Origin of the sequence: Curtobacterium sp. NPDC086286 (genome assembly GCF_044746255.1) — a bacterium.
In the GTDB taxonomy this organism is placed as follows: Bacteria; Actinomycetota; Actinomycetes; order Actinomycetales; family Microbacteriaceae; genus Curtobacterium.
In genome coordinates, this window is record NZ_JBIVBW010000007.1 from 20,791 (window position 1) to 40,167 (window position 19,377).

At 72.9% G+C, this 19,377-nt stretch carries 18 protein-coding genes, 2 tRNA genes, 1 pseudogene and 1 riboswitch; of the genes and pseudogenes, 11 read left to right on the forward strand and 10 right to left on the reverse strand.

Features of this window, described 5'->3' with window-relative positions; all coding sequences use genetic code 11:
• Positions 1-185 precede the first annotated feature (185 nt).
• A riboswitch (TPP riboswitch) is annotated at positions 186-295 on the forward strand.
• From ACIPKM_RS13430 to ACIPKM_RS13445, 4 genes are all read left to right on the forward strand, one after another.
• Positions 292-933 (forward strand): ECF transporter S component, encoded by a 642-nt coding sequence (locus ACIPKM_RS13430; protein WP_070416623.1) that lies wholly within the window; start codon positions 292-294, stop codon positions 931-933. Its footprint overlaps the riboswitch before it by 4 nt.
• Positions 930-2,624, forward strand: coding sequence for an ABC transporter ATP-binding protein (locus ACIPKM_RS13435; RefSeq protein ID WP_402736905.1), 1,695 nt, complete (start codon positions 930-932; stop codon positions 2,622-2,624). The genes ACIPKM_RS13430 and ACIPKM_RS13435 overlap by 4 nt, the downstream gene beginning before the upstream one ends.
• Positions 2,621-3,442: an energy-coupling factor transporter transmembrane component T family protein gene (locus ACIPKM_RS13440; RefSeq protein ID WP_402736906.1), complete on the forward strand. Its 822-nt coding sequence runs from the start codon at positions 2,621-2,623 to the stop codon at positions 3,440-3,442. The genes ACIPKM_RS13435 and ACIPKM_RS13440 overlap by 4 nt, the downstream gene beginning before the upstream one ends.
• A 13-nt stretch (positions 3,443-3,455) precedes the next feature.
• A complete protein-coding gene (locus ACIPKM_RS13445; protein ID WP_402736907.1) occupies positions 3,456-4,019 on the forward strand; it encodes an AAA family ATPase in 564 nt (187 codons plus the stop codon).
• Between the two features lie 178 nt (positions 4,020-4,197).
• Here the strand turns inward: ACIPKM_RS13445 and ACIPKM_RS13450 are convergent, their stop codons facing one another.
• Positions 4,198-5,586, reverse strand: coding sequence for an MFS transporter (locus tag ACIPKM_RS13450; RefSeq protein WP_402736908.1), 1,389 nt, complete (start codon positions 5,584-5,586; stop codon positions 4,198-4,200).
• A gap of 89 nt (positions 5,587-5,675) precedes the next feature.
• On the opposite strand from ACIPKM_RS13450, the gene ACIPKM_RS13455 reads away from it, so the two are divergent.
• Both ACIPKM_RS13455 and ACIPKM_RS13460 read left to right on the forward strand, forming a co-directional pair.
• The gene (locus ACIPKM_RS13455; RefSeq protein ID WP_071295938.1) at positions 5,676-7,103 is read left to right on the forward strand and encodes an LLM class flavin-dependent oxidoreductase; all 1,428 of its coding nucleotides are present in this window, start codon (positions 5,676-5,678) and stop codon (positions 7,101-7,103) included.
• The gene (locus ACIPKM_RS13460; RefSeq protein ID WP_071295922.1) at positions 7,100-8,380 is read left to right on the forward strand and encodes an acyl-CoA dehydrogenase family protein; all 1,281 of its coding nucleotides are present in this window, start codon (positions 7,100-7,102) and stop codon (positions 8,378-8,380) included. Before ACIPKM_RS13455 ends, ACIPKM_RS13460 begins: the two co-directional genes overlap by 4 nt.
• A gap of 78 nt (positions 8,381-8,458) precedes the next feature.
• On the opposite strand, the gene ACIPKM_RS13465 is transcribed toward ACIPKM_RS13460, so the two are convergent.
• The 6 genes and pseudogenes from ACIPKM_RS13465 to ACIPKM_RS13490 all read right to left on the reverse strand — a co-directional run bounded on the left by ACIPKM_RS13465 (position 8,459) and on the right by ACIPKM_RS13490 (position 12,710).
• Positions 8,459-8,803, reverse strand: a complete 345-nt coding sequence (locus ACIPKM_RS13465; RefSeq protein ID WP_071295921.1) for a metallopeptidase family protein — start codon at positions 8,801-8,803, stop codon at positions 8,459-8,461.
• Positions 8,804-8,903: 100 nt separating this feature from the next.
• Positions 8,904-9,041 (reverse strand): annotated as a pseudogene (locus tag ACIPKM_RS13470) (DapH/DapD/GlmU-related protein); the annotation flags it as partial.
• Positions 9,042-9,536: 495 nt separating this feature from the next.
• Positions 9,537-9,612 (reverse strand) — tRNA-His (locus ACIPKM_RS13475).
• A gap of 111 nt (positions 9,613-9,723) precedes the next feature.
• The gene (gene orn / locus ACIPKM_RS13480; RefSeq protein WP_402736909.1) at positions 9,724-10,350 is read right to left on the reverse strand and encodes an oligoribonuclease; all 627 of its coding nucleotides are present in this window, start codon (positions 10,348-10,350) and stop codon (positions 9,724-9,726) included.
• 675 nt (positions 10,351-11,025) lie between these two features.
• Complete coding sequence (locus ACIPKM_RS13485; RefSeq protein WP_071295919.1) at positions 11,026-12,267, reverse strand: MFS transporter; 1,242 nt, start codon at positions 12,265-12,267, stop codon at positions 11,026-11,028.
• Entirely contained in the window at positions 12,264-12,710 is a 447-nt protein-coding gene (locus ACIPKM_RS13490) for a MarR family winged helix-turn-helix transcriptional regulator (protein WP_070416616.1), read from the reverse strand. Before ACIPKM_RS13490 ends, ACIPKM_RS13485 begins: the two co-directional genes overlap by 4 nt.
• A 61-nt stretch (positions 12,711-12,771) precedes the next feature.
• Between ACIPKM_RS13490 and ACIPKM_RS13495 the strand changes: the two genes are divergently transcribed.
• Together ACIPKM_RS13495 and ACIPKM_RS13500 are read left to right on the forward strand one after the other, a co-directional pair.
• Positions 12,772-13,062, forward strand: coding sequence for a hypothetical protein (locus ACIPKM_RS13495; RefSeq protein ID WP_070416615.1), 291 nt, complete (start codon positions 12,772-12,774; stop codon positions 13,060-13,062).
• 62 nt (positions 13,063-13,124) lie between these two features.
• A complete protein-coding gene (locus ACIPKM_RS13500; RefSeq protein ID WP_022907438.1) occupies positions 13,125-13,385 on the forward strand; it encodes a thioredoxin family protein in 261 nt (86 codons plus the stop codon).
• On the opposite strand, the gene ACIPKM_RS13505 is transcribed toward ACIPKM_RS13500, so the two are convergent.
• From ACIPKM_RS13505 to ACIPKM_RS13515, 3 genes are read right to left on the reverse strand one after another with little or no spacing between them, the layout of a single operon-like run.
• On the reverse strand, positions 13,329-14,786 hold the full coding sequence (locus ACIPKM_RS13505) for a DUF6716 putative glycosyltransferase (protein WP_402736910.1): 1,458 nt from the start codon (positions 14,784-14,786) through the stop codon (positions 13,329-13,331). The two genes, ACIPKM_RS13500 and ACIPKM_RS13505, sit on opposite strands and share 57 nt — an antisense overlap.
• Positions 14,783-15,655: an N-acetylneuraminate synthase family protein gene (locus ACIPKM_RS13510; RefSeq protein ID WP_261647502.1), complete on the reverse strand. Its 873-nt coding sequence runs from the start codon at positions 15,653-15,655 to the stop codon at positions 14,783-14,785. The genes ACIPKM_RS13505 and ACIPKM_RS13510 overlap by 4 nt, the downstream gene beginning before the upstream one ends.
• On the reverse strand, positions 15,652-16,425 hold the full coding sequence (locus ACIPKM_RS13515) for a cytidylyltransferase domain-containing protein (RefSeq protein ID WP_402736911.1): 774 nt from the start codon (positions 16,423-16,425) through the stop codon (positions 15,652-15,654). Before ACIPKM_RS13515 ends, ACIPKM_RS13510 begins: the two co-directional genes overlap by 4 nt.
• 160 nt (positions 16,426-16,585) lie before the next feature.
• On the opposite strand from ACIPKM_RS13515, the gene ACIPKM_RS13520 reads away from it, so the two are divergent.
• The 3 genes from ACIPKM_RS13520 to ACIPKM_RS13530 all read left to right on the forward strand — a co-directional run bounded on the left by ACIPKM_RS13520 (position 16,586) and on the right by ACIPKM_RS13530 (position 19,321).
• Positions 16,586-18,664 carry an ArnT family glycosyltransferase gene (locus ACIPKM_RS13520; RefSeq protein ID WP_402736912.1) on the forward strand — a complete coding sequence of 693 codons (2,079 nt, stop codon included), beginning with the start codon at positions 16,586-16,588 and terminating at the stop codon, positions 18,662-18,664.
• Between the two features lie 9 nt (positions 18,665-18,673).
• The gene (locus ACIPKM_RS13525) at positions 18,674-19,234 is read left to right on the forward strand and encodes an AAA family ATPase (protein ID WP_402736913.1); all 561 of its coding nucleotides are present in this window, start codon (positions 18,674-18,676) and stop codon (positions 19,232-19,234) included.
• A 14-nt stretch (positions 19,235-19,248) separates the two neighbouring features.
• A tRNA-Arg gene (locus ACIPKM_RS13530) sits at positions 19,249-19,321 on the forward strand.
• Positions 19,322-19,377: the final 56 nt, after the last annotated feature.

Genomic DNA, 19,377 nt, shown 5'->3' on the forward strand with positions numbered 1-19,377 from the left:
GCGCCCGGGGGGGGGTTGCCGCGGGTGGTCTGGGGGCGCCGGCGCCGGGTGGGGGGGTGGGGGGGGGGCGACCTACTGCTGTCCCCGTGGCCGGGGGGGGGGGGGGGGGGGGCCCCCCCCCCCCCGCCTCCAGGACGTCCCGTGGTCGCGATCCGTCACCGGGTCGCGACCACGTCTACAATGGCGGGACACACACGGGAGTCCGGGATCGCCGGGCTGAGAGGGAGCGAGTGGCGCTCCGACCGTCGAACCTGATCCGGATCATGCCGGCGCAGGGAGGAGTCCAGGGCCATGTCCACGAGCACGCACACTGCTGTTCCGTCCACCCCCGTCAGGCGCTCGCTGCGCTGGCGGGTCGTCGACATCGTCGTGGCGAGCGTGCTCGCCGTCGCGATCGGTGTCGTCTTCAAGCTCTGGGAGTTCGGCTACGAGCCGATCAGCGCCGTCGCCGCTCTCGTGCTCCCCGGCACGCAGGCGCTCTTCGGCGGGGTGTGGCTGCTCGCCGGGCCCGTCGTCGCGATCATCGTCCGGAAGCCCGGAGCGGCCCTCTACGCCGAGATGGTGGCCGCCTCGGTCGAGGCGCTCCTCGGCACGCAGTGGGGCTGGCTGACGCTCGAGGCCGGCCTCGTGCAGGGCCTCGGAGCCGAGCTGGTGCTCGCGCTCTTCCTGTACCGCGTGTACCGCCTGCCGGTGGTCGTGCTCGCCGGTGCCGCGGCCGGGCTGGCGCTCGGGCTGAACGACACGGTGCTCTGGTACCCCGGACTCGACCTGGCCTTCAAGGTCGTCTACGTCGTCTCGGCGATCGTCTCCGGTGCGCTGATCGCGGGCGTCGGCTCGTGGTTCCTCGTCCGAGCGCTCGCCGCGACCGGCGTCCTGTCGTCGTTCGCGGCGGGCCGTGAGCACTCCAGACGCGGTCCTCGCACCGTCGCGTGACCGTGGCAGCCGCGCGGGTCACCTTCTCCGACTGGGGCTGGCGGTACGCGGAACGTGACGCCTGGGCCGTCCGGGGCGTCGACCTGACCGTCGAGCCGGGGGAGCGGGTCGCGATCGTCGGTCCCTCGGGCGCCGGCAAGTCGACGCTGCTGCGGGCGGTCGCGGGCGTGCTCCCGGACGAGCCGGACGCCACCGACGACACCGCCGCCTCCGTCCAGGGTTCGGTCCTCGTCGACGGTGCGGAACCGCGCGCGGTCCGCGGGCGCGTCGGCCTCGTCATGCAGGACCCCGAGGCGCACACGGTGATGTCCCGCGTCGGCGACGACGTGGCGTTCGGCTGCGAGAACGCCGGCGTCCCGCGGGACGAGATCTGGCAGCGCGTCCGGTCGGCCCTCGACGTCGTCGGGCTCGACCTGCCGCTCGACCGGTCCACCACGATGCTCTCCGGCGGGCAGCGGCAGCGGCTGGCGCTCGCGGGCGTGCTCGCCATGCGCCCGGGTGCCCTCGTGCTCGACGAGCCCTGCGCGAACCTCGACCCCTCCGGGGTGGTGCAGGTGCACGACGCCGTGCGGGCGCTGCTCGACGAGACCGGGTGTTCACTGCTCGTCGTCGAGCACCGCATCGGCACGTGGCTGGACCTGGTCGACCGACTCGTGCTGCTGGAGCCGGCCGGGGGTGTCGTCGCGGACGGTGCGCCCGCGGACGTGCTCGCCGAGCACGGTCCGGCGTTGACCGCCGCCGGCGTCTGGGTGCCCGGGTCCGAGCCCGAGCGGGGTTCGGCGCGTCGGGGCACCCGCACGCCGCCGCGAGCGGGCGAAATGCGCGGGGTTGCGGGCGGGGGACCGGACGGAATCCGCCCGCTCGGCGACGCGGGACCGCGAGTGGGCGGAATGCACAGGGCCGACAACGGGGGACCGGACGGAATCAGCCCGCTCGGCGATCGGGACCCGGTGCTGCTCGCGGCGCGGGGGCTCGGGACCGCCCGGGGCAGGCGGCAGCCGGTCGGGAGCGGGATCGACCTCGACGTCCGGGCCGGACGGGTCCTCGCGGTCACCGGGCCGAACGGCATCGGCAAGTCGACGCTCGGCCTCACGCTCGCCGGGCTCCTGCGCCCCGCAGCGGGGTCCCTCCGCGCGGGCACGGCACTCGCCGACGGCATCGGTGACGCCCCCGCCGCGTGGACGAGCAGGCAGCTGGCCGGTCGGATCGGCACGGTCTTCCAGGACCCCGAGCACCAGTTCGTCGCCCGCACCGTGCGTGAGGAGCTGGCCGTCGGCCCCCGCGCCCTCGGAGCGGCGGACGTCGATGCCCGGGTCGACGAGCTCCTCGACGCGTTCAGCCTCGTGCACCTCGCCGACGCCAACCCCTTCACGCTGTCCGGCGGCGAGCAGCGGCGGTTGGCGATCGGGACGGTCATCGCCTCCCGGCCGCCCGTCGTCGTGCTCGACGAGCCGACCTCCGGTCAGGACCGGGCGACCTGGCAGGCCGTGGTGGACCGGCTCGGCGAACTCGCCGACTCCGGCACCGCGATCGTCGCCGTGACGCACGACCGTGACCTCGTCCGCGCGCTCGATGCGGACGAGGTCGTGCTCGGGGCGACAGGGGCGACGGGGGCGACAGGGGCGACGGGGGCGAGCACCGTCGGGCCGGCCGCCGACCTGCGCGATCCGGCCACGGAGGTGCAACCGTGACCGTGCACCACGCCGCGGCCGGTCTGCCCGGACGAGCCGCGCCTCCTGGACCACCCGACGGCACCACGCGTGCACGCGGCGTCCGCGGCGTCCAGCCGGTGGCATCGCTGCTGGGCGTCCTCGCGCTCGGCGTGTGCCTCGTGCTCAGCCTCGACGTCGTGTCCGCGGCGGTCGCGCTCGGTCTCGAACTCCTGCTCCTGCCGCTCCTGCGGATCCCGCCCCGCACCCTGCTGCTGCGGACCTCGCCGGTCCTGGTCGCGGTGCCGCTGACCGCGCTGAGCATCGCGTTGTACGGGCGGCCGTCCGGGCGGTCCTGGTTCGACCTCGGGTTCGCGCACGTCACCGACGGGTCGCTCGCACTCGCGCTGGCGACGGCGCTCCGTGTCCTGGCGATCGGGCTGCCTGCGGTGGTGTTGTTCGTGCGGGTGGACCCGACCGACCTCGCGGACGGGCTCGCGCAGCTCCTGCGGCTGCCGGCACGGTTCGTGCTCGGGGCGCTCGCGGCGATCCGGATGATGACGCTCCTCGGGGACGACTGGCGACAGCTCGGCATGGCTCGTCGGGCCCGCGGCGTCGCGGACACCGGACGGCTGCGGCGTGGCGCGTCGATGGCGTTCGCGCTGCTCGTGCTGGCGCTGCGGCGGGCGACGACGTTGGCGGTGGCGATGGAGTCGCGGGGGTTCGGCACTCCCGGGCGGCGGACGTGGGCGCGGAGTGTGCGGTTCGCGGGGCCGGAGTGGGCGATGGTCGGCGTGCTCGTCGGGATCGGTGTCGTGTCCATCGCGGTGGCCGTGGGCGCGGGGACGTGGCGTGCCTGAGGGGGAACCCGACGTGGGTGGCGCGCGCGGCACGGACGGCACGGCCGGTCCCGACGACTCGCTCGTCGAGGGCCTCGCCGCCGCGGCCGCCGGGGTCGCGACCGCCTCCGGTACGCGACTCGTCGTGCTCGTCGACGGCAGGTCGGGCACGGGCAAGACGACGCTCGGCGACTCCCTGGCGGAGCGGCTCGGCGCGCAGGTCGTCCACCTCGACGACGTCTACCCGGGATGGGACGGGTTGCGGGCCGCCGCGGAGGCCGTGGTGACCGACGTCCTCGGGGGACGCTCCGGCTACCGACGGTGGGACTGGGCGACGTCGTGCCCGGCAGAGTGGGCCGCCGTCGACCCCGGGCGGCCGATCGTGGTCGAGGGGTGCGGTGCGCTGTCCCGGGGCTCGGCGCCGCTCGCGTCGTTGCGGGTGTGGCTCGAGGCCGACGACGACACCCGGTGGGAGCGGGCGATCGGGCGTGACGGCGAGTCCTTCGCGCGGGAGTGGGACCGGTGGGCGGCGCAGGAGGCGGCGTTCATCGCTGCCGAGCGGCCGGCGGAGCTGGCGGACGTGGTGCTGCGGACGTAGGGCGCGGGGCGTACGGCGCGGCGCGCGGCCCGGCCCGGCGCGGGCGGAGGCCGAGTTCACGCGCTGGGCGTGCGGCGCGGCGCGGGCGCTCGTCCCGTCGCTGGCGGCCCGCGAGTTCACGCGTTGGGCGACAGTTCACGCCCGATCGCGCCCGTGATGTGTCGCTCAGCGCGAAACCTCAGCCCGAAACCTCAGCGCGCGCCCGACCCGCCGCGCCCCGCGCACCCCGCCGGGCCGCCGCCACCGGGTCCACCGCGAAGACCGCGGCCACAATCGAGAGCACCGCGTACACCCCGAGGTACCCGCACAGGATCCACGGCGAGCCCCCACCGAGCTCGACGAACACGGCCGCGAGCAACGGCGTGAGCCCCACCGAGAAGATCGACCCGATCTGGTACCCGAGCGACATCCCCGAGTAGCGCCGACCGGTCGGGAACTGCTCCGCGAACCACGCCGCCTGGGGCCCGTAGATGCTGTCGTGGAACACGCACATCCCGATCAGCGCCACGAGCGGCAGCAGCACGAGCGGCCCCGCGTCGAGGAACGCGAAGAACGGCCAGATGAGCACCGCGATCCCCACCGCCGACCAGATCGTCAGCACCCGGCGGCCGACCCGGTCGGACAGCCAGCCCCAGAACGGCGTCGACACGAGCGACACCGCCGAGATGACGAGCACGGCCTGGAGCCCGGCCGAAGCGCCGGACGGCCCCCGCACCGACCCGAGGTACGTCAGCGAGTACGTCGTCAGGATCGAGTACAGCGCCGGCTGCACGAGCCGCAGCCCCGCGGTGACGAGGATCGCCCGCGGGTGCCGCCGGATCGCCTGCCACACCGGGAACCGCTCGACGTTCCCGGAGGCGCGCAGCTCCTGGAAGACCGGCGCGTCCTGCACGCCGAGCCGGATGACGAGCCCGACGGCCACGATCACCGCCGAGAACAGGAACGGCAGCCGCCAGCCCCACGCCAGGAACGCCTCGGTGCCGAGCAGCCCCCGGACGAGCGTGAAGACACCGGTCGCGAGGAGCATGCCGCCCGCGGACCCCATCTGCGTGAACGCCCCGAACAGTCCGCGGTGCCGCTCGGGTGCGTGCTCGACGGACAGCAGCGCCGAGCCGCCCCACTCGGCCCCGGCCGCGACACCCTGCAGCAGCCGCAGGACCACGAGCGCGACGACGGCACCGACGCCGATCGTCGCGGCCGAGGGGATGACCCCGATCAGCGTCGACGCGATCCCCATCAGCACGAGCGACGCGACGAGCAGCTTCTTCCGCCCGATCCGGTCACCGAGGTGTCCGGCGATGATCCCGCCGAGCGGGCGGGCGACGAACCCGACACCGTAGGTCGCGAACGACGCGATGACGCCGACCGCGGGGGTCACGGAGGGGAAGAACGTGGGCGCGAACACGAGCGCGGACGCGGTCGCGTACAGGTAGAAGTCGTAGTACTCCACGGTCGTCCCGACGAAGGACGCCAGGGCGACGCGACGGCGGGTCGCGGTGGTCGACGGTGCGGTGGAACGGACTGGAGGCGCGGCTGCGGTGGTCGAGTTCGGCACCCTCAGGAGCATGGTCGCGTCGCGCACCTCGGGGAACACCCCGCGTAACGCGAGGTCACGTCACGCCCTCCCGCGATACGACGGCGGGGAACATGGACCGCATGAGCGATGCACCGAACCGCCCGCTGCGCTTCGCGGCCTTCGTCATGAACACGACGTCGCACATCCAGCACGGCCTCTGGCGGCACCCGGACGCCCGCCAGGCCGACTTCGACGACGTGACGCTGTGGACCGACCTCGCGAAGACCCTCGAGCGCGGGAAGTTCGACGCGATGTTCTTCGCGGACGTCGTCGGGACGTACGGCCCCGGACGCGGCGACTACTCGACGAACCTGCGCGAGGGGCTGCAGATCCCCTCGAACGACCCGTCCGTGCTGCTCTCGGCGCTCGCCGTCTCGACGGAGCACCTCGGGCTCGCGTTCACGTCGAGCGTCATCCAGTCGCACCCGTTCGACTTCGCCCGCAAGGTCTCCACCCTCGACCACATCACCCGGGGCCGGATCGGCTGGAACGTCGTCACGAGCGCCCTCGACAGCGCCGCGCGGAACTTCGGCGCCGACCGGCTCGAGGAGCACGACGAGCGCTACGTCTGGGCCGAGGAGTACCTCGAGGTCTGCGCGAAGCTCTGGGAGGGGTCGTGGGAGGACGGCGCCGTGCTCAAGGACCCGGTGCGCGGCTACGCCGACCCCGACAAGGTGCACCGCATCGACCACCACGGGAAGCGCTACGACGTGCAGGGCCCGCACCTGTCGGCACCGTCGCCGCAGCGGACGCCCGTGCTCTTCCAGGCGGGGTCCTCGCCGGCCGGCCGAGCCTTCGCGGCGCGGAACGCCGAGGCCCAGTTCATCCTGACGTCGAACCGCGACGCCACCGAGCAGCTCATCCGCGAGACCCGCGACCTCGCTTCGGCAGCGGGGCGGCAGCGGGACGACATCGCCTTCTTCCTCGGACTGACGTTCGTCACCGGGGCCACCGAGGCCGAGGCGAAGGCGAAGGAAGCGGAGATCGACGAGTACCTCGCGGCCGACGGCTTCCTCGTGCACTCGAACCTCGGGTTCGACCCCGACACCGGCGAGCCCCTCGACCCCGAGACGCCGCTGTCCGAGGTCCGCACGCACGCCGGCCAGTCGCATCTGCAGTGGCTCCGGGAGGCCGCCGGCGACCGGGAGCCGACGATCGCCGACCTCGCCCGACTTTCCGCGAAGCTCCGTGCCCGCGTGGTCGGGACGCCCGAGCAGATCGCCGACGAGCTCGCCGACTGGCAGCGCGCCGGCGTCGACGGGGTGAACGTCATCAACTGGACGCTGCCCGGCTCCTACGAGGAGTTCGTGGACCACATCGCCCCGACCCTGCAGGAGCGCGGACTGATGCAGTCCGAGTACCGCGAGGGGACGTTGCGCGAGAAGCTCTTCGGCCACCCGCAGCTGCCCGACAGCCACCCGGCGCGGCGGTGGCGGGGAGCGTTCACGGGCGGAGCTGCCGGAACCGGCGCGGACGCCGCGCGCGACGCCGTGGAGGTGACCGCATGACCGACGCGACGACGACCACCGGGGGCGAGCCGTCCCTCCAGGCCGGCACCGGGACCAGCCGCCTGGCGGAGCTGCGCGCTCGGTTCCAGCCGCTGTTCGACCGCATCCGCGAGGGGGCCGTCGACCGCGAGCTGGCGTCCGGGACGCCGGGGGACCGGCCGCTGCCGCACGACGAGGTCCGTGCGCTCGCCGACGCGGGGTTCGGACGGCTCCGCGTGCCGGAGGACCGTGGTGGGTTCGGCGTGACGCTCGTCGAACTCGTGCACCTCGTCGCCGACCTCGCCGCTGCCGACTCGAACATCGCGCACCTGTGGCGCGGGCACTTCGGGTACACCGAACTCGTGCTCCTCCGGCCGTCGTCGGCCGGGCGGGACGAGTGGCTGCAGCGGATCGTCGACGGCGCGATCATCGGGAACGCGACGTCGGAGCGGACCGGGACGACGCTCGCCGACATCTCCACCACGGTGCGCGTCGCCGAGGACGGTTCCGTCCGTCTCGACGGCCGGAAGTTCTACTCGACCGGGACGCTCTACTCGGACTGGATCTACCTCGCGGCGGACCGCTCGGGTGACCGCGTCACGTTCGCCGTGCCGGTCGACGCGCCGGGCGTGACGAGCGTCGACGACTGGGACGGGTTCGGCCAGCGGTTGACCGCGTCCGGCACCACGGTGTTCGACGGGGTGTCGGTCGACCCCTCGGTGGTCTCGGCGTACAAGGACGCCCCGCTGTCGCACATCCAGGCCTTCTACCAGGTGTACCTGCTGGCGGTCCTCGCCGGGATCGGGCAGGCGGTGTCCGACGACGCCGTCGCGTTCGTGCGACCGCGGACCCGGACGTACATCCATGCGAACGCCGCGCGGCCCGGGGACGACCCGCAGGTGCTGGCAGTGCTCGGTCGGCTGTCGGCCGGGGCGTTCACGGCCCGGTCGCTCGTCGTCGCCGCGGCGGGGCTGCTCGACGGGGTGGTGGGCACGAACGAGCCCGGGGCCGGCGTCGACCGTGACCTGCTGGACGCCGCCGAGAACGCGGTCTACCAGGCGCAGATCGAGGTCGGGCCGCGGGTGCTCCGGGCGGCGTCGGAGCTGTTCGAGGTCGGTGGGGCCTCGGCGGCCGATCGCACGCGGGCGTTGGACCGGCACTGGCGGAACGCTCGGGTCGTGGCGTCGCACAACCCGGCGGTCTACAAGGAGCGGCTCGTGGGGGAGTACGCGCTGCACGGGCGGGGGCCGGTGGACGGGTGGGAGAAGTACCACGAGGTGGGGCCGACGCGGTTCTGAGGTGCTGGGGGGCGCTGGTGCGTGGGCGCGGGCGCGGGCACCGTGGCCCCGGCGGCCGCGCGGGCGCCGTGGCCCCGGCTACGCCCAGCCGAGCTCGTGGAGGCGCTCGTCGTCGATGCCGTAGAAGTGCCCGATCTCGTGCACGAGCGTGGTGTGGACCTCGTCCTTGAGCTCCTCGAGCGTGTCGCACTCGGCGAGGTGCTGCTTCCGGAACAGCACGATGCGGTCCGGGAGCTCGCCGAAGCCGTACTGCCCACGCTCGGTCGCCGCGATGCCGTCGTACACGCCGAAGAGCTCTTCGCCGTTCTCCGGTTCGTCCTCGACGACGAACACCACGTTGTCGAGGCCGTCGACCATCTCGTCCGGCAGCAGGTCGAGTTCGTCGGTCACGAGCTGTTCGAACGCGTCGGCGGACATCTCCATCACGTCGCCGATCGTGCCACACCGCGCTGGTGGAACCCCGTCCGGCCCGGCGGCGGACGCGCGGTCACGGGGCCGGCACCACGTCGCGGAGCCTGCGGGCGGGGACGCCGGCGTAGATGCCGTCCGGGAGGCAGTCACGACTGACGACGGATCCCGCCCCGATGATGCAGCCGTCGCCGATGCGCACCCCCGGCAGGATCGTCACGTTCGCGCCGACCCAGACACCCTTGCCGATCACCACCCGAGCGGTCGTGCCGGCAGCCCACCGCTTCGTCGGAGGGCCGATCTCGTGCGACGCCGTGATGACGAGGGTCCCCGGGCCGAGACCGGAGTTCTCGGCCATGTAGAGCCCGCCGCTGTGGTTCACGACCACGCCCCGGTTGAGGATCACACCCCGCTCGAAGGTGACCCGCCCGCTGCCGAACCACTCCACGTCGTGCAGGACCGTGCTCCGCCGGAGTCGGAGCCCGCCGAGCCGGAGCAGGAGGAACCGTGCCTGTGACGGGACGAGCCGGGAGCTGCACACGGTGTTGAGCCAGAACTCGCGAGCGAGGTTCGGCCAGAGTTTCCGCACGAGGTTGAACACCGTTCGAGTGCACCAGATGCGAGCGCTCGACCGGAAGTTCTCCACATGTCGTATGCACGCAGGCGGTCCTGTGCACACAGCCGGTCCTGTGCACGACGAAGGCCCCGGTCCGAGGGACCGGGGCCTTCCGCTGATCTGCATCAGCACTGGGGTGAATAACGGGTCTCGAACCCGCGACCTCCTAGACCACAACCAGGCGCTCTACCAACTGAGCTATATCCACCATGTGCACACCGGGCGACCGGCGCGACCACTCAATAGTAGTACATGCCGGAGGCGGGTCAGAACACGAGGGGTGAGCCGCGCCTCCTGGACGCGCCGCAGGCGGTGTGTCCTACTGCGCGAGCCGCGGCTCCCACTTGGCGACGACCTCGCTCGCGACGGCCTTGACCTCGTCCGAGGTGGGGCCGGGCTCGGCCACGAAGCCCGCGCGGCGGTAGTACTCGAGCTCGCGGATGGACTCGAGGATGTCCGCGAGGGCACGGTGCCCACCGTGCTTCTCCGGCGCGTTGAAGTACACGCGCGGGAACCAGCGGCGGCAGAGCTCCTTGATGCTCGACACGTCGACGCTGCGGTAGTGCAGGTGTCCGTCGACGCGGGGCATGTACTTCGACAGGAACGATCGGTCGGTGCCGATGGTGTTGCCCGCGAGGGGAGCGGAGCCCTCGGCGGGGACGTGCTCGAGGATGTACTCGAGCACCTGGTACTCGGCGTCCGCGAGGCTCACACCGTTCGGGATCTCCTCGAGCAGCCCCGAGGTGGTGTGCATGTTCGTGACGAACTCGTTCATGTTGTCGAGTGCCGACTGGTCGGGCTTGATCACGATGTCGAAGCCGGGGTGCACGGGGACGAGGTCGAAGTCGGTGACGACCACGGCCACCTCGACGAGTTCGTCGACCTCGAGGTCGAGGCCCGTCATCTCGCAGTCGATCCAGACGAGGCGGTCGTTCGCAGTTGCCATGGTGTCGATCCTATTCCGCGGCGGGGCGGGGTCGCTTTCCGCCCGCGCGCCCGGCCGTTCGCGGCCCGCCCGGCCCGCGAGCGGGCGGTATGTGCGCGCTGAGGGGCGCGGCTGGGACGTATTCGCCCGCTCGCGGCGCGGTGTGCGCGAGCGGGCGGTATGTGCGCGTTGCGGGGTGCGGTCCGGACGTTCTTCGCCCGCTCGTGGCGCGGGGTGAGCGCGAGTGCCTGGAGGCGCGGCGCCGGTCTCGGGGGCGACCCGCGCCTCCAGGCGGCGCCCGTGCCACCTGCGCGAGCGGGCGGAATGAGCGGGGTGCGGGGTGTGAGCCGCGCAGGATTCGCCCGCTCGCGTGGCCGGTGCGGCGAGCGGGCGGTATGTGACGGCTGCGGGGCGCGACCGAGCCCGATTTCGCCCGCTCGCGGGGTGGGCGCGAGGGTCTGGAGGCGCGGTGCCGGTCTCCGGGTCGACCCGCGCCTCCAGGCGGTCACCCCGGGATCCGCGAGCGGGCGGAATGCGCAGGGTGCGGGGTGCGCGCGGGACGGAAAACGCCCGCTCGCGCGGGTGAGCGCGCGAGCGGGCGGAAGGTGCTGGGTGCGGCGGGTGAGCGGGACGTACTTCGCCCGCTCGCGGAGCGCGGAGCGCGGAGCCCGGCCAGCGCCGGGCCGGGGGCCGGGGCTACGCCATCTCGCCGGCGGCGATGGCCTCGGCCTCGACGGGCTCGGGCTCGGCGCCGTCGTCGACCCGGCGCAGCACGCGCGTGGTGCACACCACGACGACGAACGCGACGGCGACGGACAGCCCGGCGAACACGTACGCGGCCGACGGGGCGAACTGGTCGGCGAGCAGGGTGGCCACGGGTGGGGCGATCGCACCGCCGATGAAGCGCACCGCGGAGTACGCGCTCGAGGCGACGGAGCGGGGGAGGTCGGTGGCCTCCATGACGCACTCGGTGAGCACGGTGTTGAGGACGCCGAGCACGAGGCCGCCGATGATGACGCAGATGATCAGGCCCACCTGCGACTGCACGACCACGGCGGCGGCGAACAGGTCGAGCGCGAGCAGCGGGAGCGCGATCTTCAGCACGGTGGTGCGGCGGAGTCGTGCGGTGAGCATCGGGGCGACCCAGACCGAGGTGATCGCGAGGCCGACGCCCCAGCCGAAGAAGGTGAAGCCGATGCCGAGTGCGCCGAAGCCGAGCGGGAAGGGCGTGTAGGCGAGCAGGACGAAGAAGCCGATGTTGTAGAAGAGCGCGGTGACGGCGAGGGCGGTGAGTGCCGGGCGACCGAGTGCGCGGAACGGCGCGGAGAGCTTGGTCGGCGTGGGCTTCTCGAGGTTCTTCGTCTTGAGGAGCGTGACGATGGCGATGAACGCGATGGCCATGAGCGTCGTGACGCCGAAGAACGGGCCGCGCCAGCTGACGGAGCCGAGCAGGCCGCCGACGAGCGGGCCGACGGCGATGCCGAGGCCGAGCGCCGCCTCGTACAGGATGATCGCGGACGCGGTGCCACCGGAGGCTGCGCCGACGATCGTCGCGAGCGCGGTGGAGATGAAGAGCGCGTTGCCCAGACCCCAGCCCGCGCGGAAGTCGATGATCGTCCACACGCTGTTCGACGTCGCCGCGAGCACCGAGAAGAGCACGATGAGGGCGAGGCCGATGAGCAGGGTGTTCTTCGCGCCGATGCGGCTGGACACCCAGCTGGTGAAGAACATCGCGACACCGGTGACGGCGAGGTAGCTCGTGAAGAGGAGCTCGGTCTGCGCCGCGGTGGCCTTGAGGGACGAGGCGATCGCGGGGAGGATCGGGTCGACGAGGCCGATGCCCATGAAGGCGACGACGCAGGCGAAGGCGATCGCCCAGACCGCCGATGACTGCTTGAGGATGCTGCCGGACTGTGCGGCGGGTGCGTGGGCGTTCACGCGTGGGTCTCCGTTCTGGTGGCGGTGGAGGTTCGGGCGGCGATGACCTCGACGGCGTCGTGCAGGGTGTCCCACTCGTCGTCGGACAGGTCGGCGAAGAGCGGGCCGACCGTCCGGGTGAGGGTGACCCGCCAGGACGCCAGGCGTTCACGGCCGGCGTCGGTGAGCTCGATGAGCTGCCCGCGGGAGTCGTCGGGGTCGACGCTGCGGGACACGAGCCCGTCGGCGAGCATGCCCGCGACGAGTCGGGTCATCGTGGGCTGCGCGACGCGGGAGGCGGCAGCGAGCTCGCCGAGGCGGAGCGGCTGGTCGGTCTCGAGGATGCCGAGCGTGCGCCAGACGGCGGAGGACGTGGTGTTCCCCGTCGCCTGCGCTGCGGTGCGGATCAGGCGGTTGACGGAGACGAGGAGCGTCTCGATCGTCTGTTCACGCGGTGATTCCATAGCAAAACTATATAGCGAGGCTATGAATGTGTCAACAGGTGGTGCCTGGTAGAAGGGATGCATGAGCGACATCACGATCCACGAAGGCGACGAGTACACCGCGATCTTCCACGGCGGACCCTTCGACGGCACGACCGACACCCGCACGGCCACGAGCGACGCGCTGGACGACGAGGTCACGGTGTTCGCCGACGTCGAGGGACTCCAGACCGCGTTCACCTACCGACTGACGAAGTCCCGCCAGGTGCTCGACCAGACCTCGGCCGAGTTCGAGTACGTGCCGGGGGAGTCCGACCCGGTGGACGACCTCGCGGACCGCGGGGACCGCAGCGGCGAGTTCGACCGCGAGTAAGCAACAGCGCCGCACCACACGCACCGGGAGTAGATCCGGCCGCGCCCGCGTTGCAGGACCACATGCAGCTCGACCTCTGGACGTCCTCGTTCTGCGCCCCGTGCGCCGCCGCCCGCCGGGTGTCGGCCGAGGCGTCCGAGCTCGTCCCCGGGCTGCACGTGACCGAGCGCGACGTGGCGAACCACCCCGACCAGGCGGAGGACCTCGGCATCCGGTCGACCCCCACGATCATCGTGCGGCGGGACGACGGTGCCGAGGTCTTCCGGTCACCCGGCGTCCCGACCCGGGACCAACTGCTCCTCGCGATCGCCAAGGCGATCTGACCGGCTAGCACCGGACGCAGCACGCTGACTCGTCGGCGCGAGCAACACCGGCACCTCCGCCGGCCGCACCACCCGCCGCACCTGCCGGACGACCCGCTTCAGCGCCCGCACCGGCGCCCCGATCACCAGCGCCACGGCCCCGAGGACACTCCGGTCGTCCGGCCCGAGTGCGTTCTTCCGCTCCCAGGCCCGACGGAGCACGCCACCGCGACTCCGGCGTGCCGCCGGTCGGTCGCGCAGGACGCCGGCGTCGCGCGACGCCATGAGCTGCTCGGTCCGGTCGGCCCAGTCGTCCTCGGACTCCGGGTGGAAGTGGTTGTCGTGCATCCACTCGTCCCGGACCGTCCCGAACCGGCCGTCCACCAGGTCGACGGCGTCGCCCTCGAGCCCGCTGCCCACGAACACCTCGTTGATGAGGTGTCGCCCGATGCCGAAGTCGGTCAGGGTGAGCGCGGGGATGCCCCGTGCCGCCGCTTCGAGCACGGCCGTCGAGCTGATCGTGACGAGGGCGACCGCCCGGTCGAGGTGTGCGGACATCGGCCCGCTCTCGACCACGAGGTTCGCCGGCGCGTCCGTCGGCACGAGGTCCGGGTAGGGGTCCTGTTCGCGGTGCGTCTGGTGCTCTCCGGCGGCGGCACGGACCTTGATCACCACGCGCCACTCCGGGTGCCGACGGGCGGTCTCGGCGAGCCACCCGACGACACGCTCCCGCTCGGCACGTTCCGCGGGGACGCTCGGCTGTGCGGCGAAGACGACGGAGTCGCGCGGTGAGACCCCGTCACGGCTCGCAGCGGCTCCGGACGGCCGCGCGAACGGCAGGGTCGCGAGCGCGAAGTGCGGCTCGACGCCGCCCTCGGTCGCGAGCTCCTCGTAGGCGCGGACCTCGCGGTGGCTGTGCAGCACGAACAGGTCGGCGCGCGCCCGGAAGAACACGCCCTTCCACTTCGCCGGGTAGGAGATCCCGGGCAGCCCCGTCACGAGGACGGGTCGCCGTGGCACCCGACGGAGGACCTCCTCGATGACGAGCTCCGCCACCGGTCCGATCAGGGACACCAGCACGGCGTCCGGTGGGTCCTGCCGGAGTCGTTCGACGATGGCGTCGACCTCGAGCGCCTCCGGCGGCGCCGCGGCCAGGTGCGCGAGCCGGTCGTCGAGCCCGCGGAACGCGGACCGCAGCTGCGCGCGGCTCGCGGATCGCGGCGTCGCCACCGTGAGCAGTTCGAGGTTCCAGTGCGCGGGTGCCGTGGCGAGCAGGTGAGCGCCCCACTTGGCGAACGAGTCGGTGTCGACCAGGCCGACCACGCGTCGGACGCGTGGCAGGGCGTCGGACGGGAGGCGCGCCTCCCGTCCGTCCCTCAGCTCGCCCCCGTCGCCGGTCGCGTCCAGGTCGCCGCCCGTCACGCTCCGACGCGGCGCAGCTTCGCGAGCGGTGCCCGCTCGCCGGGCATGACCCGCTTCACGCCGTCGCCGAGCGCGGTCTCGATGATCCGGACGTCGCGCGCGAGCGTCTGCAGCCCGTGCGGTTCGAGCGACGCGGCGTGGTCGGAGCCCCACATCGTGCGGTCGAGCGTGATGTGGCGCTCGACGGCCGTCGCGCCGAGCGCCACGGCGGCGATGGAGATCTGCAGCCCGGGCTCGTGGCCGGAGTACCCGACCGGGACGCCTGCGTAGCGGTTCGCGAGGGTGTCGATCATCCGCAGGTTCGCCTCCTCGGCGGGGAGCGGGTACGTCGACGTGGCGTGCATGAGCACGAGTCGCTCGGTGCCGAGGGCCTCCACGGCACGGTCGATCTGCTCGAGCGTCGACATCCCCGTCGAGAGGATCACGGGCTTGCCGGTCGTGGCGACCTCGGCCAGGAGTCCGAGGTCCGTCACCGACGCCGAGGCGATCTTGTACGCCACGACGTTGAGGTCCTCGAGGAAGGCGACCGACGGCTCGTCCCACGGCGAGGCGAACCAGTCGAGCCCGCGGAGCGTGGCGTGGTCGCCGATCTCGATGTACTGGTCGCGGTCGAACTCGACGCGGTACCGGTACTCGAGGTAGGTCATCTCGCCCCACGGCGTGCTGCGCGGCGTCTGCTTCATGTGCTCCGGCGTGGAGATCTCCGGCGTGCGCTTCTGGAACTTCACGGCCTGCAGCCCGGCGTCGGCCGCGACGTCGATGAGTCGCTTGGCGATGTCGACGTCGCCGTTGTGGTTCAGGCCGATCTCGCCGATGAGGTACGCGGGGTGGCCCGCGCCGATCGTGGACGTGCCGATGGTGACGGTCATGGTGCTCCGTTCGGTGCGGGGACGTGCGGCTCGGTGGCCGGACGGTGGTCTGGTGCGTGCTCGTCGGACCGGTGCACGGGACGGTCGAGCCGTGGTGCGAGGGCGGACGCGAGCGCGAGGTCGGACGGGTCGTCGACGTCGATCGCACCGGCACCGTCGACGACGACGAGTTCGACGCGGCCGTGGAACCGGTGGCGGTGCTCGCGGAAGGCGGCGGCCCGGAAGGCGTAGAACGCGCCCGTCTCGCGGAACTCCGGCTCGCGGTCCTGCCGCCGGGGGCGGACGGCCTGGTCGTGGTTCACGGCGCGGGCGGAGCCGTCGTCGCCGATGCGCCAGAGGAACGCGTGCGAGGGCGCCGCGGCGAACACCGAGTCGGCGTGGCCGTCGCGGACCCGGGTGACGGCGGCGTCGAGGTCGGCCGGGTCGATGAACGGCGAGGTCGCCTGCAGGAGCACGACGACCTCGGGCTCCTCGCCCGCGGCCGCGAGCGTGTCGAGGACGTGCAGCAGCGCGGACTCCGACGAGGCCTCGTCCCCGGCGAGCGCTGCCGGACGCCGGACGACCCGGGCGCCGGCGGACACGGCCTCGGCGGCGATGGCGTCGCCGTCCGTCGAGACCACGACGGTGTCGATCGTCGTCGCTGCTCGGGCGGACTCGACCGCGCGACGGACCAGGGAGCGCCCGGCGACGGGGCGGAGGTTCTTGCCCGGGATGCCCTTCGACCCCGCACGGGCCGGGACGACCGCGACGACGGAACCGGTGGGGCGCATGCTCGGGACGCTACGAAGCCGCGGTGTCGCGGAGGCGAACACCAGGCAGACGCGCGCCAAACCGTTCCGGAACCCGACCCGGCGGACGCACGCCGCGCCTCCCGGCGCTTCCACAGCGCTGCCAACGGATGCCGAAAGCCGATCCGGTGACGCTGGGACCATGCGCATCAGCTCCCGCACACCCGCCGTCCAGCGAGCACGGTGGGAACGTCCTGCCTTCTTCGGCCTGCTGGTCGCGACGGCCGTCCTGTACCTGGTGAACCTCGGGGTGAACGGGTACGCGAACGCGTTCTACTCGGCGGCCGTGCAGGCGGGGAGCCAGAGCTGGGAGGCGTTCTTCTACGGCTCCTCGGACGCGGGCAACTCGATCACGGTCGACAAGCCGCCGACGTTCCTCTGGGTGATGGAACTGTCCGTGCGCCTGTTCGGCCTCAACTCGTGGGCGATCCTCGTGCCGGAGGCCCTCATGGGCGTCGGGACCGTGGCACTGCTGTACGTCATCGTCCGGCGGCGGTTCTCCGCCGGGGCCGCGCTCGTCGCGGGTGCCGCACTCGCGACGACCCCGGTCGCGACCCTCATGTTCCGCTTCAACAACCCGGACGCACTGCTCACCCTGCTCATGGTGCTGTCGCTCTGGCTCGTCCTGCGCGGTGTCGAGAGCGGGCGTCTGCGGTGGGTGGTCCTGGCCGGCGTGGCCGTCGGGATCGCCTTCCTGACGAAGCAGCTGCAGGGGTTCCTCATCCTGCCCGTGCTCGTCGGCGTGTACCTGTCCTGCTCGTCGCTGCCGTTCGTGAAGCGCATCGTGCACCTGCTGTGGGCAGCCCTCGCCGTGGTCGTCGCCGGCGGGTGGTGGGTCGCCGTGGTGGAACTCGTGCCGTCGTCGTCCCGCCCGTACATCGGCGGGTCGCAGACGAACTCGTTCCTCGAGCTCACCTTCGGCTACAACGGCCTCGGGCGGGTCACCGGCGACGAGACCGGCAGCGTGACCGGGGGCGGCGGCACTGCCGGAGCCGGCTCCTGGGGCGCCACCGGGCTGCTGCGGCTGTTCGGGTCGGAGTTCGCCGGGCAGATCACCTGGCTGCTGCCCACCGCACTGGTCCTGCTCGTGGCGGCGCTCGTCGCGATCGGGTTCCGGCAGCGGACGCCGTCCGCTCGCTCCCGCCTCGCCACGGTCATCGCACTGGGTGGGTCGCTGCTCGTGACCGGGCTGGTGTTCAGCTTCATGGGCGGGATCTTCCACCCGTACTACACGGTCGCGCTCGCGCCGTACATCGCCGGGCTCGTGGGCATCGGCGCCGGGGTGCTGTGGGAGCGGCGCGCGTCGTGGTGGTGGCGTGGGACGGCGGCGTTCGCGGTGGTCGTCACGGTGGTGTGGCAGTGGCACCTGCTGACGGCGGCGTCGGGCTGGCAGCCGTGGATCCGGTGGGTGGTGCTCGTGGTCGGGGTGGTGACGGCGGGGGCGGTGCTGGTGCCGGTGCGCGGCGGCGGGCTCGCGAGGTGGTCCCGTCCGATCAGCAGCGTCGTGGTCGTCGGCGCGGTCGTCACGGCGCTGCTCGGACCGGCGGCGTACTCGATCGACACGGTGACGACCGCCCACACCGGGGCGCTGCCCTCGGCCGGACCGACCGTCGCGGGCGGCGGGTTCGGTGGCGGCGGGTTTGGTGGCGGGGCCCGCGGCGGCGGTGGCGGCGGGTTCGGTGGTGCTGGCGGCGCCCCTGGAGGCGCGGGTGGCGTCGGCGGGACTGGCGGACCGGGTGGGGCGGGCGCGGCCGGCGGGACCGGTGGGACCGGTGGCGGGACCGGGACCGGTGGCGGGACCGGGACCGGTGGCGGGACCGGGACGGGGCGTGCGGGTGGCGGCGGGTTCGGCGGAGCCGGTGGGCTGCTCGGCGGGTCCACCGAGGTCTCCTCGACGCTGCGGAAGGCGCTCCTGGAGGACGCCGACGACTACACCTGGGTCGCCGCCACCGTCGGTTCGAACAGTGCCGCGACCTACCAGCTCGCGACCGGCGCCTCGGTGATGCCCATCGGCGGCTTCAACGGCTCGGACCCGTCACCCACCCTCGCGGAGTTCCAGGCAGACGTCGCTGCCGGGAAGATCCACTACTTCATCGCCGGTAGCGTCGGGCAGTCGAACGGCGGCAGCGATGCGGCGTCGAAGATCTCCGAGTGGGTCGAGTCGACCTTCACCTCGTCGACGATCGGAGGCGTCACGGTCTACGACCTCACCGCGGGCTAGGGTCGACGAGTGCTCGGAGCCGACGACCCCCTGGACCCGGTGCCCCGTCGCGTCCTCGTCGCCGGCACCACGGGCGTCGGGAAGACCACCACCGCAGGGCGGATCGGCCGGGTCCTCGGGATCCCGCACACCGAGATCGACGCGCTCTACCACGGGCCCGGCTGGGTCCCGCGGGACACCTTCGTCGCCGACGTCGAGCGGTACACGAGCGAACCCGCGTGGGTGACGGAGTGGCAGTACACCTCCGTCCGGGCGATGCTGGCGAACCGTGCAGACACGCTCGTGTGGATCGACCTGCCGACTGCCCAGGCGCTCTGGCGGCTGCTGCGTCGGACGCTCCACCGTCGGTTCGGGCGCATCGAGATGTGGAACGGCAACGTCGAACCGTCGTTGTGGACGTTCTTCACCGATCGCGGCCACATCCTCCGCTGGGGCATCAGCACCCGCAACGTGACGCGTCGTCGGGTGCCCGAGCTCGTCGAGACCGCGCCGCACCTGCGCATCGTCCACCTCCGGTCGCAGCGGGAGGTCGACCGGTTCGTGCAGCACCTCGGCGAGGGTCGCGGATAGAATCGGGGCCGTCCGCCTCCGTAGCTCAGTGGATAGAGCAGGTGGTTTCTACCCACCGTGCCGCGGGTTCGATTCCTGCCGGGGGCACGCACGACGAAGGCCGCCGTCCATCGGGACGGCGGCCTTCGTGTCGTTCGGTGACT

Bases quoted from the DNA above. Each gene is read 5' to 3' on its own strand.
- ACIPKM_RS13430 (WP_070416623.1), top strand. From the start codon at position 292: ATGTCCACGAGCACGCACACTGCTGTTCCGTCCACCCCCGTCAGGCGC.
- ACIPKM_RS13450 (WP_402736908.1), bottom strand. From the start codon at position 5,586: ATGCTCCTGAGGGTGCCGAACTCGACCACCGCAGCCGCGCCTCCAGTC.
- ACIPKM_RS13455 (WP_071295938.1), top strand. From the start codon at position 5,676: ATGAGCGATGCACCGAACCGCCCGCTGCGCTTCGCGGCCTTCGTCATG.
- ACIPKM_RS13460 (WP_071295922.1), top strand. From the start codon at position 7,100: ATGACCGACGCGACGACGACCACCGGGGGCGAGCCGTCCCTCCAGGCC.
- ACIPKM_RS13465 (WP_071295921.1), bottom strand. From the start codon at position 8,803: ATGGAGATGTCCGCCGACGCGTTCGAACAGCTCGTGACCGACGAACTC.
- orn (WP_402736909.1), bottom strand. From the start codon at position 10,350: ATGGCAACTGCGAACGACCGCCTCGTCTGGATCGACTGCGAGATGACG.
- ACIPKM_RS13490 (WP_070416616.1), bottom strand. From the start codon at position 12,710: ATGGAATCACCGCGTGAACAGACGATCGAGACGCTCCTCGTCTCCGTC.
- ACIPKM_RS13495 (WP_070416615.1), top strand. From the start codon at position 12,772: ATGAGCGACATCACGATCCACGAAGGCGACGAGTACACCGCGATCTTC.
- ACIPKM_RS13500 (WP_022907438.1), top strand. From the start codon at position 13,125: ATGCAGCTCGACCTCTGGACGTCCTCGTTCTGCGCCCCGTGCGCCGCC.
- ACIPKM_RS13510 (WP_261647502.1), bottom strand. From the start codon at position 15,655: ATGACCGTCACCATCGGCACGTCCACGATCGGCGCGGGCCACCCCGCG.
- ACIPKM_RS13515 (WP_402736911.1), bottom strand. From the start codon at position 16,425: ATGCGCCCCACCGGTTCCGTCGTCGCGGTCGTCCCGGCCCGTGCGGGG.
- ACIPKM_RS13520 (WP_402736912.1), top strand. From the start codon at position 16,586: ATGCGCATCAGCTCCCGCACACCCGCCGTCCAGCGAGCACGGTGGGAA.